The organism is Acinetobacter sp. AND/436 (assembly GCF_049546925.1).
Lineage (GTDB): Bacteria > Pseudomonadota > Gammaproteobacteria > Pseudomonadales > Moraxellaceae > Acinetobacter > Acinetobacter indicus.
The window spans coordinates 173,556-192,008 of the sequence record NZ_JBMXBO010000003.1; the positions used below are offsets into that span (position 1 = coordinate 173,556).

Annotated in this window: 11 protein-coding genes and 1 pseudogene; 8 read left to right on the top strand and 4 right to left on the bottom strand. The window is 38.7% G+C overall.

The genetic code is table 11. The annotated features are described in order from the left end of the window. Nucleotides 1-13: 13 nt before the first annotated feature. Entirely contained in the window at nucleotides 14-1,048 is a 1,035-nt protein-coding gene (locus ACPEPR_RS03965) for a cupin domain-containing protein (RefSeq protein WP_423561947.1), read from the bottom strand. Nucleotides 1,049-1,851: 803 nt separating this feature from the next. On the opposite strand from ACPEPR_RS03965, the pseudogene ACPEPR_RS03970 reads away from it, so the two are divergent. The 7 genes and pseudogenes from ACPEPR_RS03970 to ACPEPR_RS04000 form a co-directional block, all read left to right on the top strand. Further along, a pseudogene (locus tag ACPEPR_RS03970) lies at nucleotides 1,852-2,172 on the top strand (IS30 family transposase); the annotation flags it as partial. A 320-nt stretch (nucleotides 2,173-2,492) separates the two neighbouring features. Next, on the top strand, nucleotides 2,493-3,851 hold the full coding sequence (locus ACPEPR_RS03975; protein WP_005177227.1) for an NAD(P)-binding domain-containing protein: 1,359 nt from the start codon (nucleotides 2,493-2,495) through the stop codon (nucleotides 3,849-3,851). A 72-nt stretch (nucleotides 3,852-3,923) separates the two neighbouring features. Next, complete coding sequence (locus ACPEPR_RS03980; protein ID WP_423562020.1) at nucleotides 3,924-4,340, top strand: transposase; 417 nt, start codon at nucleotides 3,924-3,926, stop codon at nucleotides 4,338-4,340. Nucleotides 4,341-4,759: 419 nt separating this feature from the next. Continuing rightward, nucleotides 4,760-7,177 (top strand): Hsp70 family protein, encoded by a 2,418-nt coding sequence (locus ACPEPR_RS03985; RefSeq protein WP_423561948.1) that lies wholly within the window; start codon nucleotides 4,760-4,762, stop codon nucleotides 7,175-7,177. Between the two features lie 2 nt (nucleotides 7,178-7,179). Further along, nucleotides 7,180-8,346 (top strand): 3'-5' exonuclease, encoded by a 1,167-nt coding sequence (locus tag ACPEPR_RS03990; RefSeq protein ID WP_423561949.1) that lies wholly within the window; start codon nucleotides 7,180-7,182, stop codon nucleotides 8,344-8,346. Further along, entirely contained in the window at nucleotides 8,346-10,181 is a 1,836-nt protein-coding gene (locus ACPEPR_RS03995) for a hypothetical protein (RefSeq protein WP_423561950.1), read from the top strand. The genes ACPEPR_RS03990 and ACPEPR_RS03995 overlap by 1 nt, the downstream gene beginning before the upstream one ends. A gap of 788 nt (nucleotides 10,182-10,969) precedes the next feature. After that, nucleotides 10,970-12,232 carry a tyrosine-type recombinase/integrase gene (locus ACPEPR_RS04000; RefSeq protein ID WP_423561951.1) on the top strand — a complete coding sequence of 421 codons (1,263 nt, stop codon included), beginning with the start codon at nucleotides 10,970-10,972 and terminating at the stop codon, nucleotides 12,230-12,232. Nucleotides 12,233-12,913: 681 nt separating this feature from the next. Here the strand turns inward: ACPEPR_RS04000 and ACPEPR_RS04005 are convergent. Beyond that, entirely contained in the window at nucleotides 12,914-13,663 is a 750-nt protein-coding gene (locus ACPEPR_RS04005) for an N-acetylmuramoyl-L-alanine amidase (protein WP_423561952.1), read from the bottom strand. Next, nucleotides 13,660-14,016 (bottom strand): hypothetical protein, encoded by a 357-nt coding sequence (locus ACPEPR_RS04010; protein ID WP_423561953.1) that lies wholly within the window; start codon nucleotides 14,014-14,016, stop codon nucleotides 13,660-13,662. The genes ACPEPR_RS04005 and ACPEPR_RS04010 overlap by 4 nt, the downstream gene beginning before the upstream one ends. Before the next feature lie 143 nt (nucleotides 14,017-14,159). Between ACPEPR_RS04010 and ACPEPR_RS04015 the strand changes: the two genes are divergently transcribed. After that, nucleotides 14,160-15,182 carry an acyltransferase family protein gene (locus tag ACPEPR_RS04015; protein WP_423561954.1) on the top strand — a complete coding sequence of 341 codons (1,023 nt, stop codon included), beginning with the start codon at nucleotides 14,160-14,162 and terminating at the stop codon, nucleotides 15,180-15,182. Nucleotides 15,183-15,242: 60 nt separating this feature from the next. On the opposite strand, the gene ACPEPR_RS04020 is transcribed toward ACPEPR_RS04015, so the two are convergent. Next, entirely contained in the window at nucleotides 15,243-18,419 is a 3,177-nt protein-coding gene (locus tag ACPEPR_RS04020; protein WP_423561955.1) for a hypothetical protein, read from the bottom strand. Nucleotides 18,420-18,453: the final 34 nt, after the last annotated feature.

Here is an 18,453-nt window from a genome sequence, read left to right on the forward strand (position 1 = left end):
TTAAAAACCAGTATTAACGACGTTCACGTACCGAGTACAAACCGAGTTTCTTTTGAATAGGTGCTTCATCGGCCACAAAAATAAAACAGGCTTCGCTGGAATGATTAATCAGATCGACCGCCGCAAAGCATGGCGCACAGGCGGTATCGGCTTTATCCAGTGCAAATTTCTGCGCATCAATTTTGAGTTCTACCTGACCTTCAATGACATGAAACACCTGTGCTGCAGAACGTGGCGGTAACTGTACGGTTTCATTCGGGCGAATCATTAGCGCGGAATAGCCAATAATTTTCTGGCAGTCTTCACCTGTTTCCGGATTGACATACGCCACCTGAACTGGCGCATCGGTCTGTTCTTTTGCCAAATCAATCAGCAGCTGTTTGGCTTCTGCCCATGGATAACGCAGCATCGGATAATCAGTTTCCGCACGAATATGATGTTTGGTCGGTACCAGCCCTGCGCCATAACGTGGTTTGTCCAGCACGCTCTCGACCGGCTGACATTCACCACCTTCTACAAAAGAGGCTTCCATGTAATACACCAGCGGTAAATCCAGCACATCAAGCCAGATCACAGGTTCATCACCATCATGACCGTGTTCATGCCATAAACCGGATGGTGTTAAGATTAAATCCCCATGTGACATTGGGCACTTTTGGCCTTCCACAGTGGTATAAGCATTTTCACCTTCCACAATAAGACGCACCGCATTGGGGGTATGACGATGTGCCGGTGCCCACTCTTTTGGCAGTAACAGCTGCATCCCCAGATAAATCACCGAAGTCGCACGCATATTGTCTAAACCATGACCCGGATTGGCCAGCACCAGTACCCGGCGCTCGGCTTTTTCAATTGGAGTCAGTTCTCCGGCCTCAATTAACAGTGGCTTGATTTCCTGAAATTTCCAGGCAATGGCCTGAGTCAGCGGTACAGGTTTTACTGGAGGGAGTACATTGCGCAGACTTGGCCAGAGGGGAACCAGATTGTTCTGTTTCAGCGTATCGACATACGTCACTGGCAGGTCTTCTAAGCGAGCAAGTTGTTCCATGTTGTGTCCCTTTTATGATTATTCAACCAATCAGTTGGTTGCTTTTTAGCATTATAATTAGTTTTGTCATTAAATCTAGAGATTCGTTAAAAAAATTTAAAAATCGGATTCAATTTAAATTAATTTATATTTTTCAATCATTTAAATAATTTTTAATTATTGTTTCTCTGGGCTTTACGTGGTAATGGCGGAAAATTGAGTCAAGATTTGAGGTTGGACTTTAGTCGGTGATGACAGAAATTGGAGGATAAAATGAGCCAAATATTGCCCGTATTTTTAGCATCAGCAAGCTAGGTTAAAGCAAAAATTGGAAAAATTTTAGCTAAATATAGGATGAAAATAGTCAATATTTATAGGGAGAAATTAAGGGTAACTCTATTGTTCAGGAACAAATGGGGAATCAATCTCAGTATTTAACAGCTCTCATCTTGATCAACACATGATGGTTGCCCGCCATCTTCTCAGCTGAGCATTTTAAATAGATTATGAATGTATATAGCAAACTGGATGATGACATCACATGAATCAAATAATTTTCGAGTCTAATGCTCCTTGCTCAGGAGTATATTCTCATACGACTTTGATTCAACCACTAAAGTCCCTATAAATACGAGAGCAAAATTGAGGTCAACTGTCTCCATTGAATTGGCTTTGTTGCATAAATATGTAAGCATCTGATTTAAATAAATTTAATTTTGGATCAAAAAATAATCAAAACCTTTAAAATCATATAGTTATGAAATCTTTGTGCAACAAAGCCAACTCAAATTAAAAAATAGCTATGGGGCTCAGCGGACGCTTACTTAGATCGTTTACGGATGAGCCATGCTTATAGTGTTACTTTTGATAATGGTAAGGAATTTGCCGAACACAAAAGAATCACTGATGCCGGCATAGATACGTATTTTGCTGATCCTTACAAGTCTATTCAACGAGCAAGGAATGAAAATACGAATGGTTTAATCCGGCAATATCTGCCAAAATCATCATCGTTTGATGACGTGTCAAACGAACAAATAGAGCAGATAGAATTTGCACTCAACCATCGTCCTAGAAAAACACTAGGTTGGTATACGCCTAGTGAAGTTATGGCTGGTTTTTATACTGTTGCACTTGCCGCTTGAATCCGCCAATATTAATGGAATGACTTTAAATTCACTTTTATAACTAAGAAAAGCCACAATTAATCAGAAATTATGATAAGATCAGCTTTCTTAAAAAATGTGTTTTTTATAAAGATGAATTGCTTAGGTAATTTTTACTGTCTTTAGCACATTTTATTATTTTTTCTTTTTTTTAATTCACATCCTATTTTGAACAGATTTTTAATCGCTCAATTTAGGATTGTATTTGCTTATCTTTATAATGCTTATATTTCAAATCCTAAATTGTGACACTCAAAATTGGAGAGGTAATTAAGAACTCAAAACTAATGGAGATAGCAATGGATCGAATTGCAATTATTGGTGCTGGCCCAAGTGGCATGGCCCAATTAAGAGCGTTTCAGTCAGCAAAGGCCAAAGGTCTACAAGTTCCTGAAATTGTATGTTTCGAAAAACAAAATGATTGGGGCGGGCTATGGAACTATACTTGGCGCACTGGTATAGATGAACATGGGGAACCTGTCCACGGCAGTATGTACCGCTATTTATGGTCAAATGGCCCCAAAGAAGCGCTAGAATTTGCCGATTATACTTTTGATGAACATTTCAAAAAACCAATCGCTTCATATCCGCCACGTGCAGTACTGTGGGATTACATCAAAGGCCGTGCAGAAAAAGCACAGGTCAAAGATTTAGTCCGTTTCAATAGTGCCGTTCAGCATATTGCCTATGATGAAACAACGCAAAAATTCACGGTAGATGTCGAAGATTATGCACAACAACAGCACTATTCAGAACAATTTGATTATGTTGTCGTTGCATCTGGACACTTCTCTACCCCACGTGTTCCTGTTTATGAAGGCTTTGATCAATTCCATGGTCGCATTTTGCACGCACACGACTTCCGTGATGCGCTGGAATTTAAAGGTAAGTCTGTGTTATTGGTTGGCAGCAGCTACTCTGCCGAAGACATTGGTTCACAATGTTATAAATACGGTGCTAAGCAAATTTACAGTTGCTATCGCAGTAAAGCCATGGGTTTTAAATGGCCTAAAAACTGGTCTGAAAAGCCACAATTACTGCGTGTAGATGAAAATACTGCTTATTTTGGTGATGGAACATCTGCCAAAATTGATGCCATTATTTTATGCACAGGCTATTTGCACCACTTCCCATTTATTGAAGATAACCTACGCCTCAGAACACATAACTGCCTTTATCCGCAGGGTTTATATCAGGGTGTGGTGTGGGAAAAGAATCCTCGCTTGTTCTACTTGGGCATGCAAGATCAATGGTACACCTTCAATATGTTCGATGCGCAAGCATGGTTTGTCCGTGATGTGATTTTGGGCAAAATTACTTTACCAAGCACGGCAGAAATGCAGAGCCATACGCAGACCTTACATGAAAAAGAGCAGCGCCTATTGAACGATGAACAATCTGCCCGCTTCCAAGGCGATTACATCAAACGCCTGATTGCGCAGACGGACTATCCATCATTCAATATTGATGCAGTGCATGATATTTTCATGCAATGGAAAAAGCATAAAAAAGAAAACATTATGGGCTTTAGAGATAAAGTCTATCGCTCAGTAATGACTGGAAAAATGGCTAAGCCACATCACACGCCATGGTTATATGCGCTAGATGATTCTTTAGAAAGCTATTTGGAAGATGAAGCGCAGCGTGAAGCGATGTAAGGCTTAATCACAAAAAGCCACACAATACGCAGCAAAATAGCCAACAAGCCCCATAAGTTATGGTCATGGGGTTTGTTGTTTGGACTGCCACCACTCTCCGAGACAAATAAGGCCGTACAGCCTTTACGACGTAACAACCCTGATGAACATGAACCTCTCGAAGCAAAGAAAGAAATCCTTTGCCTTAAAGCACCGAACGTTTCAATTGCTTCGGTCGCTTTGCAACATGGATTGAATACAAATCTTGTATCCAAATGGATTCGCTTAATTGATGGTAAGCCAGGGAATGATCGCTCACCACTACCGAATAAACCTGCATTTATTGCCTTATCTTGCTCTGCACCATTAGATCCTACTCCTACTGACATGTTAACGGTTCAAATTACTTTACCCCACTCAAAAGCAGAAATTGGCTTGAAATGGCAAGTATCAGAAATATCTGCTTTAGCAGAATTACTCAAGGCACTTGCAACAGGCTTTGTTGCATAAATATGTAAGCATCTGATTTAAATAAATTTAATTTTGGATCAAAAAATAATCAAAACTTTTAAAATCATATAGTTATGAAATCTTTGTGCAACAAAGCCCATAAATATATAAGACTATGATTTTATTTAATTTATTTTTGGATTGAAATTTAAACAAATCCTTAAAAATCAGTATCTTGAAGAATTTTTATGCAACAAAGCCAGATTGGTTCAATAAAAAGCGTGTACACAGTGCACTGGGTTATGTATCGCCTTTTGAGTTTGAAGCAATGTACTATGATAAGATTAACCCGTTGGGTCAGGTGGCCTAACTTAAATAAAAAAGTCTCCGACAAACCCGGTACAGTTCAGCTTACTATTGAATAAAACCTATAAGAACAACATAATAGATTTATTCTCCTTCAAAAAACCTTAATTAAAATGCCTATAGAACATTCTTCCAATACAAATTGGCTTATTAATCAAAATTCAGAAAAAAACCAACTTCCTTCATATCCCAATAAGCTCTATATTGGTATTGATTTTGGCACATCTACAACAGTTGTAAGTCAGGTAGTCATTACTGAGAACTCCGTTGAAAAAGTAAAAACACTTACTCTTAATCAACCTGATGAATATGGTGCGACCATACGGCATCACCTAGTGAATACAGTACTTGCGTGGCGAAATAAAACTCTTATTTGGGGCCAAGATGCATATCGATTAAAATCGCTATTAACTGAAGGTCGCAATGTCTTTTCATCATTTAAAATGCGTTTAGGGTTAGCGATAGGTCCAACTTATCCATTGACCCTTCTATCTGAGATCAAGGCTCAGCCTTATCTCATTGAGACAGCAGAAGATGCTACTCAAGTTTTTTTTAGTAAGCTTTTAGAAAGTATTAAGAATGAAACTGGAAATTCAAATTTGGAAAATTACAAATTTGCTTTCTCCGTACCAGCCTCATTTGAAGCTAATCAAAGACGTAGTCTATTTAATAGCTTGGAAGAATGTGGGATTGATGAGAGTCAATGTTGTTTAATTGATGAACCTAATGCCGCATTTTTAAGCTTTGTATATGATTGTACTAGAAATAATACAACACATCCTTTTTTAGAAAAACTCAAGTCTAGATCAACAAACATACTAGTATACGATTTTGGTGCAGGAACATGTGATGTGACAGTTCTTGAAGTTGATGCTTGCAACAACAAATTTTCATCAAAAAATTTAGCAATTTCAAAATTTACAGCTCTAGGTGGCGATGACATCGATCGAGCTATAGCCAAAAATATACTATTGCCTCAACTTTTAAGAGAAAATACTCATTTCCAACCAGATTCAAGAGATATTTCAGAAATTGTCATCCCTGTTTTGCAAGCGACAGCAGAACAATTAAAAATAGCTATTTGCAAATGGCTTGATCAAAAAAATATAAATCAATTTAGAAGCTTAGATCAATATTCTAGCGAAATTTTTACTTTACATTCTCTAGAAGGAATCAAAGTTAGAGACTCTAGATTAAATTTAACTAAACCGTCTATACGCCTTGATGAGTTTAAAATCATTATGGATGATTTTGTGGGGGTGTATGATGGTATACACACACCAATGCATTTAGCCTCTCCGATTGAAGATGCATTATCTAAAGCGAATATAGAACGTGAAGACATAGATGGTGTTCTTTTCATCGGAGGAAGTTGTCTTAACCCATTAGTGCAGTCATGCGTAATGAATTACATGAATGAGTTTTCAGATGAAGTTGAAGCTATCTTACCTAAGGATGTAAGAGCTCATGTTTCTCTCGGAGCTGCAATTCATTCATTTAGCTATCATGGTCTAGGAATTGATTTTATTAGGCCTATTGTTTCAGAAGCTATATATATCATCACCTCTCATGAGCATTTGGAAACAATCATACCAGCATCAACTGAGGTTCCTACCCCACAGCCTTTCCATACTCAACTAATAGTCACTCGTGATGATCAAAACATTATCGATTTACCTATTTGCGTAGGCAGCAAAAGTAAACTTTTAGGCATTTTGACTATAGAGATAGAAGATGATTATTTTAAGCAAGGAGCTATCGTTGATGTCTACGCCAATATTAATCATGAAAAGCTTCTTAATGTTGAAGCTGTAATTGATGGTATAAAAGTAAACACCTCTATTCTAAACCCTCTAGCCAATAATACTTTAACAAAAGTGGAAGAACGTATGCTTCGAGCGAAGCAAAAGTTTAATCAAGCACTTTTAGACTATAATGGTCGCCCTCCCGTAGATATTGCCGTTAAGTATGCCTCAGCCTGTTCAGAAGCTGGAGCATATGAACTAGCTGCAGATCTTTACATCGCTATCGAACGCTTAGATCGTAATGCTAATCACGCTACTAACATTTGTTATAATTATGCTCGAGCCGGTAAATCACAAAAATCTAATGAATGGGCCGAAATTGCCTACAAACGCTCACCAAATGCTGTCAATGCATTTAACATTGCTTGTAAGTCATACGGAGAGAAAGAGGAGCTCTATCTTCGCAAAGCATTAGAACATGATCCAAACTACACCTCCGCTTTATTAAGTCTTGGTAAAATTCTTAAACTTCGAGCTGATAAAGAAGGTACTATTCTTTTAGAAAAAGCACTCTTGTTATTGCAGGATGAAATATATACTAGCTCTGTTAGAATCAGGGATTGTGATGATCTTATTGAAGTATGTGACATACTTGACGGTTATGAACAGCTTAAATCTACAGCAACTGATACGAAGAAAAAAATCATTCATGAGAATAAAGAATTATATTCCTCTGAAAATTTAGTATCTAGCCTAAAACCAAATCTAGGCATGAAAGAGGATTAACTGTGGGTTGGTGGATTAAAAAACAAAATTTAAGCGAAGAGCAAATCACTTCAATTAAGTTAATCAAAAACAACCTTAAACATGTGCATTGGGTAAGAGGTGCGGCGGGTTCTGGTAAAACAACTGTCTTAGCTGCACTCGCTCAGGAGCTTAAAACTGAATATCCTGGCTCTAGCTTCTGCTATTTAACCTATACACATGCACTCAAGCAACTGGCCGAAAATGCCTTTGCAGAAGAAAATGTAAAAGGTGTCCACTTCTTAACGCATACCCAATTTGTAAAGAATAATTGGCCCTGTGATTTTGTTTTTTTAGATGAAGTTCAAGATATTTCAATACAAGACTTAGGCACTATTAAACGGCTTGCTACCCATTTAATGATTGCCGGAGACTGTGCGCAGACCATTTATGAACACGCTGCAACAGAGTCTGAAATTAGCAACACACTGAATCCTTTTCAGCATGTACTCAATATTATTCATCGTTTAACCGAGTTCTTGGCGAAAATCGCGTTGAGCATTTTACCCAATAAAGACTTATTGAGTGGTCAACCGGCGAATACGTTGCCCAATACCACAGCGCGACTGTTTGAATTCAACGATCAAAGACAGGAATTTATTTGGGTAATCGAACAAGCCTTAAGGCGTGCTAGACCAAATAAACCCAGTAGCATCTTATTTGCCTTTCATAAAGACATTACCACCTTTTTACAAACACTTGTGCCGCACCTGTGTTCAGAAGAGGCTGATCAAGTCTTGCAATATCAATCAGCCAAAAAAGATAAGTTTAATTACACTCAAGTCAATCAATATTTAAAAGCATACAATATCAATATACGCTATCTAGGCAATGGATTTGGTGATTTCAATGAAATGGCATCAAAACCAATGGTGTATTTAATGACCTATCACAGTGCGAAAGGACTCGATTTTGACAATGTATTTATTCCACAACTCAATCATAACAAACAAATTGTGTTGCCATTTGTTTTGGATAAAAACCCAGATTTAGATAAACGTCTTCTGTTTGTCGCTGTGACACGTAGTCGTTGTAATTTGTTTATGAGTTATAGCTCAGCTTACCCACACCCACTAATTCAAAACCTACCCAATATTACACAAATTAAATATCAGCCAAATCAAGATGATGAGGATGAGGAGTTCTTTTAATGTTTCAAGGTCAATATATTGTTCTGAGTTTCAAAGAATGGAGCAACTGGGTCGCACAAGGTACATTGAGATTCCATAGTGCTCGAATTCAACCTTATTTGAATACTCAACAGAGCTTTTTTAATCTCATGAATAGCGCGGCGGATATTAATCACTTGGATGACAATGAGTATATTCTTGCAGCATTATCGAAATCTTATTCTGCGTCTATTTATCAATCCGAACATACATTGGCCAACTATATTGGCCTAGAAGCAGTACAACAATTTTATGCATTAACAGAACGGGGAAAAATTGCCTTAAACCATAGCGCCAACAATCTGCAAGTGAGCTTAACCACTGATCCACAGATCGCACAATTTTGGGAAGCATATCGCTTAGATCAAAAAAAGACGTTAGAACACGAAAAGGCACTCAAATTTACTGCACTCATCTTTGAAAATGAAATTTCAAAAGAACGTTTAATGCGCATTGTTAATGATGAAACATTAAACCAATATTTTAACCCAACCAAATATAGTCCTGCTCATCTTCAGGCGCAAATACATGATGAAAAAACACAAAAAAATCTTTTTTCCTTAGAAAGTTATGAAAAAACCAAAGCTTATGCTGGCATGTTTACACGTTTCTTGTTTAACATTGAAATCAATGATCAACAACTAACTGAAAAATACAAACAGATTTCAAAGCGATGTGGTTCAAGAGAATATTATTCTAATGATTTAAGAGAAAAACAAACCCAATATGAACTCACCTTCGATTTTTTGTCTAAGAAAATTCTGCAAGAAAAAACTTTAACTGAATATCTACTCCTAGAATCGAATATCAAGCATTTGCCATTGCTTGCATTATCACTCTACTTTCATTATGAGATGTTAATTAAGCACGAATATTCATTAAATTTAAGCGCATTAAAGACCGATCTTTTCCGCCTTGACTTCTTTTATGCACAATCAGAATGTCAAGAATATAAAGATTTGCCCTATTTGGTAGCTTTTAGCATTGGCAAGTTATTGCCATCTGAATTTATTAACACACTTTATTACTATAAGACAAAAGCCTACCCATGTTTTAAGGCGACTCATCAAACCGATTTAGAACAGGCTTTGCCAAGCATTGCTGATGAAGGTTTTCTAGAAATGGAATTAAATGAACTTAATGAAGAAATTTCTAAAACTTGGACTGAAGTTCAGCGTAGCTTTCAGATGTCACAGATCTCCGACGTCACACCTTCAGAAAAAACAGAAGACGTAAACGCTTCGAATATTACTCAACACACAGGATCAGCAAACATCACTCATCCATCAGAAAAGCATTTGGACACTAATCCACAAACAATGCCAATATCCGAATCAACTGATTTAAGCGCACATTCTGAGGTACAGAGCAATCCATTAGTAACACCACCTGTTGTAATAGCAACTCAATCACAACCAGTCGATCAGCAACCACCGATGCCAGTACACCAACCTGAACATTCGAAACCTCAAGCCTCATCAAGGCCAAACCTACAAGAGCAAATCAGTTTAATTGTAGAACATCAGATAAATGAGGAATCGCTACCGGTATCAGCAGCTGATGAGACAATGGCTATGCCACAAAATCCGCTTATTGAGTATTTAATACGATTGTTTAATGACGCAAAGATTCAAGATTTTAAATCTTTGATCCACAATTTGAAGGCTGATTACAAATTCACTGACATCACAAGTCAAACTAAATTAAGAGATCGATTAATTAGTGAAGGTATTTTAAATGCAGAGAACACTCCTAAAGCTAGAGATACTGAAAATCTTTTTAATTACATGAAAAGAGAAATAGCTAAAAAGTCTTAGTTTTAACTGTGTGTTTCATTCTTCGGTACCCACTATAATTTTCTGAGAGATCAATCAATATATGAACTAAAGATTACTACTGTAATCTTTAGTTCATATATTGATTGAGAAAACCAACTCAATTCAAGTTGCTTTTTATGCCAGTCTACAATCCCATAAAGAAGAGAACTTACTAGCCTCTTCTGAGTTTGAAGCAATGTACTATGATAAGATTAACCTATTAGGTCAGGTGGCCTAACTTAAATAAAAAGTCTCCGACAATCCCGGTACGGTTCATAATCTCCTAGGGGGAAACAGGTAAGCAGCAAAACCTCAAACATTCCCCACTTCATTTACCATTTTCTCTGCGCTCAGCTCGCGCGATGTACTCACATCATATGAATCATCCACGATTCTGAACGCATAGCAAATGAGCATGAAGAAATGGTCTGAGTGGTATTTTTGTTGAACCCTGACAGGTCCCCAGCGGACTTTGTGGAAGATGGACCACATTACGGTCCGAAATTACTATATCTTTTTTGAGTCATATAGGCATAAAAAACCCCATAACTCAAAGAGTTACGGGGTTCTGAAACTGGTGGGCCCAGACAGACTTGAACTGTCGACCAACGGATTATGAGTCCTGAATTTTACGCATTTACTGGTGTTTATTGATGTTGATTGGTATTACATATAATTTTAAATTTCAATAGCTTAATCTAAAACACTATTTATTTTTGTTGACGCTTGTTGAATTAATTTGCTTACATAGTGCTTACACCACCCCTGATGTAAGCACTTGTAAGCAAATGAAGCTCAAATTTACGACCGCCAAAGTCTTAAAACTGGAAAAGCCTGATGATGACAAGAATCAGGTTTTTTACTGGGACCTCGACACACCAGGATTATCTGTCCGGGTTACCAAAAATGAAAACCGATCCTATATTTTCCAGGGTCGCGTCTCTGGTAAAAGTTTACGCATAACTATTGGTGATGTAAATGTCTGGTCATTAGAGGATGCCCGGAAAGAATCACGCAGGATGCAGCAGTTGTGTGACCAGGGAATTGACCCAAGGCGCAGCAAGGCCGAACAAGATCAGAAAAACGATGAACACCACCAGGCCAAACAAAATGAAAAAATTACCTTTGGTGATGTCTTTGCTGAGTATTTAGAAGCAAATAAGCACTTGTGGTCTGATCGTCATCATCGGGATCATGTTGAGCTCTCGCATCGTGGCGGTGAAGAAAAGCGGCGTGGCAAAGGTTTGACGGTGCCGGGCGCACTCGCCTCTTTACTAGATGTGCCACTTGTAAAAATCACATCGGAAACTTTAATTGAATGGCAGACAAAAGAGGCCGCAACCCGACCGGGTCGCGCAGCACTGGGATTTAGAATTGCGCGCTCATGCATCAACTGGTGCCAGGAGCATGAAACTTACATGCACCTGATTGACGCTAAAGTGCATCAAGCTAAACGTGTACGTCGAGCTGTGCCGGTATTAAAGCCGGTTAAAAACTCTGTGCAGCGCAACCAGCTGAAAGACTGGTTTAATGCGGTCAGTGGCATTCAAAATATTATGCATAGAACTTTTTTGCAGATTAGTATTCTGTGTGGTCCTCGATCTGAATCTATGCGATCACTCACCTATTCTCAGTTAGACTTCAAATGGAAAACTATTTCTATCTGGGATAAGGTTGAACAGGAAGACCGGATCATTCCGATGACGCCTTATGTGGAAAAGTTGCTTAGACAATTACCACGACATCCAGATTCTGATTTTGTATTCTGGTCCGAGCAATCACAGTCAGGCCATATCACAGATATTCGCAGAAGTTACTATGCCGCACTAGAAGGAAAAGGACTGCCAAAATTTACTGTGCATGACCTTCGCCGGTCATTTTCAAATTTGGCCGAGTGGTTAGAAATTCCGACAGGTGTTGTAGCTCAGATTATGGGTCATAAGCCAAGTGCTACTGCAGAGAAACATTATAAGGATAGACCGGTGGATCTATTGAGATTACATCATACAAAGATTGAAGAATGGATTTTAAAAGAGGCAGGAATGGAATAATGAAAACATGGGTCTATTTTTACATAGAACACACGATTAAGAATGGGGAGATTTTTAGGAAGGAGCCTGGGTGGGCTTTAAATTTAAAGAGTAATTACGTGGTTTTGAGTGGGGTTTGGAGTTGAGGCTATATTGCGATTGGGTGGATGGGTGGAAGGAATAAAAACATTTATTGATTATTGTATTTTAAGGTATAGTGTTTTGAAAAATATTAGGTAAATTTATAATATGAAAAAGTTAGTTCTATCTGGGGCGGCGGTGTTGGTATTGGCTTCGCCATTGGCAAATGCTGAATACTATAAGGTTTATATACAGAGAGATGATAGTAATCTTTATATAGATAATTCATTGAATCTGGTTATCAAGACCAAGTATTGTTATGAGTATTCGTACGGTGAAGATGCTATCTTAATATATGATAAATACTCATATTCAAATCAACTTGTTTTTAAGAATGGAAGTAAATGTGACGTTGACTGGATTGCTATAAAACAGTAAACCTCTTTTTCAAAAAGCCTTCACACATATCCCCACATTCACATTCGTCGTAATTGAATGAGTTGTGTAAGCCCTCACTTAGAGGGCTTTCAATTCACACACTGCACGCATACAGTAACGTGAACTTTTGTCGAGATCGAATGAGCTGTGCAACCTGATAGAAGGAGGCACAGCGTTAAAACTTTAATTGCGTTTTTCATAGTCAATTAACACTTTGGCCACAGCTTTAGCAGCCAACCAGTAACGCGCATTGAATCGAGCAAGTTCGTCTTCATTGGAAATAAAGCCAAGCTCTACAATCAGACCGCCAGCATTCACGTATGCCAGTCGACCGCGCGCAGACTTACTTTGATCAATCCATCCATTGTCACCACGCAAACGACTACCAAGCACATCTGCCACAGCAGCAGATAAGTCCTGTGCGAGTTTTTTGTCCCGTGGCAGTGCAATCGTTTCAATACCGTTTGCCTGCTTTGATGCTGCAGCATTCATGTGGAATTCGACTGCTACACTTGAGCCTTGAATCAACTTTACCGCAGCAGACAATGGGTCGTTCTTGGAGCCGCTTCCATCTGTAAGTGTAGTTACGCCAGCCTCGTGCAAATAATGAGTCACTGCATTTCGGAAATTGACGACCAGATCTGCTTCTTTGATTTTTCCGTTTACTGCACCGGGGTCCTTGTTGCTATGGCCAGCGGTGACGGTGACAAAGCCAAGCGGACTGGTGTGCAGTGCCGGCTGATAAATCTTCTTGCCGATCCACGACAAAATGACCATCACAGTACCGGTGATATAAGCGTGATATTCAACCGGGATGACTTTGTAATCCACGGCCCATTGCAGACCAGGAATCAGTACCAGCATGATGAATGCACCCAGTGCCGGCAGAATAAATGCCAGGTACTTGAGTGGCGAATCGTTAATGAATTTCATTTTATAGTTTCCTCAAGTCGTGTGACTTTCTCTTTCATGAGTGACTGTGTTTGATTGATTTGAATGATTGATGCGCCGACCCAGATGCACGCACCGATAAATGCACCTCCAAACAGGCCAGCCAGATAGCGAAGCATTGAAATACCTCCATCCTGCGTAGCCATCTTTTTATCAAATTCACGAAACTGGACGTGCAGAACATCCAGATCCTTCCGGTTTTCTTCTGCCACTGTCTTCTGAGTTTCATTGATAAAAGTTAGTCTGGTCACGTGGTCGGATAGGGTTCTAATATCTGACTGCATGTTGTCAATTTTCTTTTCAAGCCGCAGCCCGTATGACTCGTTGTCGGTCATTGCGCCCCCTAAATTTTGGTAATAAAAAAACCCCGATCTCATTAAAGACCGGGGTTGGTGGTGGTTTGTTGAGTGTAATTAGCTAATGATTTTTTAAGTAAAATACTTATAATCAATTAAAATTTTTTAGTAGATCTATTTAAATGAGATTTTACGGCCTAGATACACTTAGAGCTTTAATGATGCTGCTTGGTATTTTTATACATGCCGCCTTATTTGTTAATTACACAAATTTTACTTATAAGAGTGTTCATGGGAATAGTGACCTTATTACAATGTCAGTTTACTTTTTTTCTTTATTTAGAATGGAATGCTTTTTCATTCTATGTGGGTTTCTTGCCTGCATGATTTTTGAGAAAAAGGACAAAAAATATTTCTTAAAAAACAGGCTTGATCGAGTAGCAATCCCTTTAGTTTCTAGCTTATTAGTCTTTACATTATTTCCAACCATAATAAATGGTGGCAATCTCGATTTAAGCGTTGGTCACTTGTGGTTCCTAATCACTCTTTTGATACTTTCAGCAATTACAACCATAGATAAGGTTAGGGGCTTTTTTAACCAAAAAAAAATTAACCCATTATTATTTATAGCGTCATTAATAATATATTCAATCTGGATGGTAATAACTTATTTACAATCCAATATTGAAGAAAACCTCAACTTTTTTATAACTCAACTTATAAGCCTTCCATTGTATTATTCTATGTTTTATTTTCTTGGATTCATTCTTTATAATCAAAAAAACATACAGTTGATTAGCTCAAAACTAACAATATTAATAATTTCAGCTATTACTTTTAGTATTTCTTCAGTTTATCTTTATTACAAAAAGTACGCTATGAATAATATAGGAATTATTGAACAATTAATAAAAACGTACTCTGATTTTTTTTGCGGACTTTCAATCAGCTTAGTTTTGATAATTATTATGCTCAAACATTCCAAATCTAATAAAATCATAAACTTCTTAAAAGATAGCTCCTTAGTTATATACGTTTCACATTTTTCGATACTTGGCGCTATAGCTCCAATAGTTGATAAATACACTAACTCAGTTTACACATTTTATTTTTCAATATGTTTTTTAACATTTTTAATAGCAACTGCTATTTATTTAATATTTAAGAAATTTTATTTAACCAGATTAATGTTTGGTATTAGATAAAAAATAGGATATACAGCATAAAGCCCCGCCACTTTGGTAGGGCTTTATTTTAAAGGAGTATTAGTTCGTCACTGCGTCAGGAAGTGTTAAAGCAACCCCACCGAAGTTCAGACTGCCACCATTCCTTGTGTTGAGATAGGCTGCGACATAAACCTCATCATCGAACGAAATATCTACCGAGTTCAACAACTCGGTATATGAACGTAAACATGGTAATAGTCGAATTTGAACAGACTTAGTTCGCTGACTTATCACAGCAACAATAACATCAACGTAAGCGTCCGCAGTAGCATTCGTGCTGCGATTCACGATGTCCGCAAGACTGTTGTATTGGCACACAAGAGTTGCAGTAATTTTTGCAGCGACAAACAGCTTGTTTAGTGGCACTGGTGATACCGCTACTTGTTGTGCATACGGGTGTGGAACTGACGTTAAGCATTGAATACCATAAGCCATCTTCACCTTACCATCATGCCCTACAACAAAAGTCGGCTTATAAATATCACTACTCATTCCACGCCAGAAGAACGGATATTGGGTAGTTGTAAAATTCACACCATCAGTTGATGTGAACACGAATCCATTCGTCATGCAGTAGAACACACCGTCATAATAGCGTAAGCCGAAATGCCACAACGAACCACCATTTGCGTTATTTTTACTAACCGATTGAGGGTTGGTAAAATCAAACGTGTACGGACTTGTTCCTGAATATCGAACTAAATTCATATTACTCGCGCCTTCTCTTGCGTAGTAATACCATTCAGTATCGTTCACTTTGACAACTTGTGGCGATAAATCAGTGCCACCAACCCCCCCAGCCTTATATTTAAAGCAAATATGGTTTCTCACACCGTTGGTTTTGGTGAAGATTAACTGAGCATTCGCTTCGTTATATGGCATTGTTGAGCCGTCTTCACGAACAATTTCCCAATTCATCCCATCGTTGGTGCGGAAGCAAACAACATATTTATGGTCGAATGATGTGTTCACAAAACCCAGATTATATAAAATGTAAACATTCACATAACCATTGTGATAAGAAATTGCAGGATCATGGTTTAAGTATCCTGTAATCGTTTTTGTCTCTGTTGTAGACTCTAACGCAAATTCAAAACTACCACTGTTCGGGATAGGCATAAATGTGTTCTTGTAACTAGAGTTCCAAAATACTTCTGGGTTTTTAAATGGTAGACCACCATTATCGGATTCGTAAAATCCACGGATACGCTTCCATGTTACCCCATCATTACTCACAAGTAGATCAGCATCTTCTTTGCGGTCACTTCCGTTCGTAAAGTTAGAATTGACCATCCAGTATTTAAACCCACCGACACCATCTGGGGCGTAACACATGTCTGGATGAATCCACTGCGAATCCATTGTTTGCCCCAAGATACCGCGTCCTGCCGAATTACCTGCACCGAACGGAACTGAGGATGTGTCGCGTATTAAGTCGACTTTTGGATTGTTTGCGTAACTAGCAAGAGCTTCAATATATATGCCAGCTATACCAGAAGCTCGGCTTGTTTTTAATGCTGTTAGTGTAGTTTGTTGGTGATCATTTGCTGCGCTTCCAGATGCTTCATTATATAGGAACCCGTTCACCATTCTTCGAGTTAGTGTTAATGGTTGTGCGGCAGGTAGAGCCATGTTTGAAGAAACTCGACTTACCCCACAGTCAATATAATCGGTTATAGCCACACCTTTATTTACATTGGCAACCTTGTTCGCTTTCTCGACAATAGATGGGTGAATCTCACCATTGTCTCCAAAGTATATGGTTTCTACTGCAATTTGTGACGGGTCGATGACAACTCTAACCTTAATTGGATCGGTATCTTGGGATTTCACCCACTCGATACGAACGTAACCATCTGCGTCAGGTAGAGCAAACGCATTAAAGCCTGGTTGAAGAACACCATCTTCGGTTTCACTAGATATAAAAACATCAACATAGCCGTTTGCTGATTTTTTTACTGCGGTAATAATGAATCTTCTCGGCAGCCCTGTTAGTTTATTGATTAAACCGTTATGACCTTTTTGAATCTCGACATGTTTAACGATTTGAGAAATGTGTAAGCCCTTAACTGTTCCTAGGCCGCTTTTAAAATATGGAGTAATCGCCTTTGCTTCACCTTTTGTTCTGTCAATTGTTATTGCAGAAGGTACACCGTAGTCGATGCGATTAAAACCATCTGGTGGCGATAATGGTTCGGCAAGAGTTGCTGTGTTGCTGTTGTCGGGAATGTATCTTAAATACTTGGATGCAATCTCAACGTTACCTAAGCCAGTAACCACGCCAGTTGTTGGGTTGTTTACTTCCAGATTAATGTAAACGTATTCAGCATTGGCTGGGATTGTTGCATTTATCAAGTGCGCTAGGTTTGAACCACCACCAGTTGTTGTTCCACCGCTTGCTGCCAAGAAACCCCATGTCACAGGAATGATTGTTACAGGATAAGCAGCAATGTTTAGCTTGTTTTCAACTCCATCTGTGTAGGTACGATGAATTGGGATAATCATACAAGCATTTTTTGGGTCTACCGTAATGTTATTTAATGTACCGATAGTGAAACCTCGGTAAATCATGCGATCATCAACATGATTTATTTTACCCTCTGCCATTGTATTAATTTGACGAATCCAAAAACGCTGATTAGTCCAGTTTTCTAAGTTAATGTTTACAAACGTGCGCTCATCAGCATTGTTATAGCGGACTGTCAGACCTTGCTTTCGTAGATCAGCAGGCACAGAACCAATTGCATCTGCAAATGCCAGATTGTAGTTGTTGCTATAAGCGGACACATCAAAAACATCAGTAGAGTCTTTCGTGAAAGCCTTCGCCTGATCAAGCTCACTCAATCCAGTGTCGGCCCAAGTCCCGGTAATAGGTGTCACACCTTCTGCACTGGTACGAGTCCATCGGTAAATCTTACGGGTATCATCGGCACGTGCGCGCATTTCAGCAACAACAGGCTTATCAGCTAAAAGCAAAGCTTCGGTGGTGTAGCCCTTGTAAAACCCTTGAGCTACCACCTGGTCGGCCTTGGCATTCAAAGCAGCTACTGCGGCAACCCCATTGCTTTCAATTTCTTTAATTGCCAATGGGGCTGATTTATATTGGTCGCCATAGCGCGGGGTTACAATCGTTTCCTCATTCACCGCCTTGCCAAGATTCTCAACATCAATGTCGGCATCAATTAATTTTTGCTTCGTTAATACTTGGTCAGCCATGTTTCTCTCCGGCATTAAAAAACCACCCGAAGGC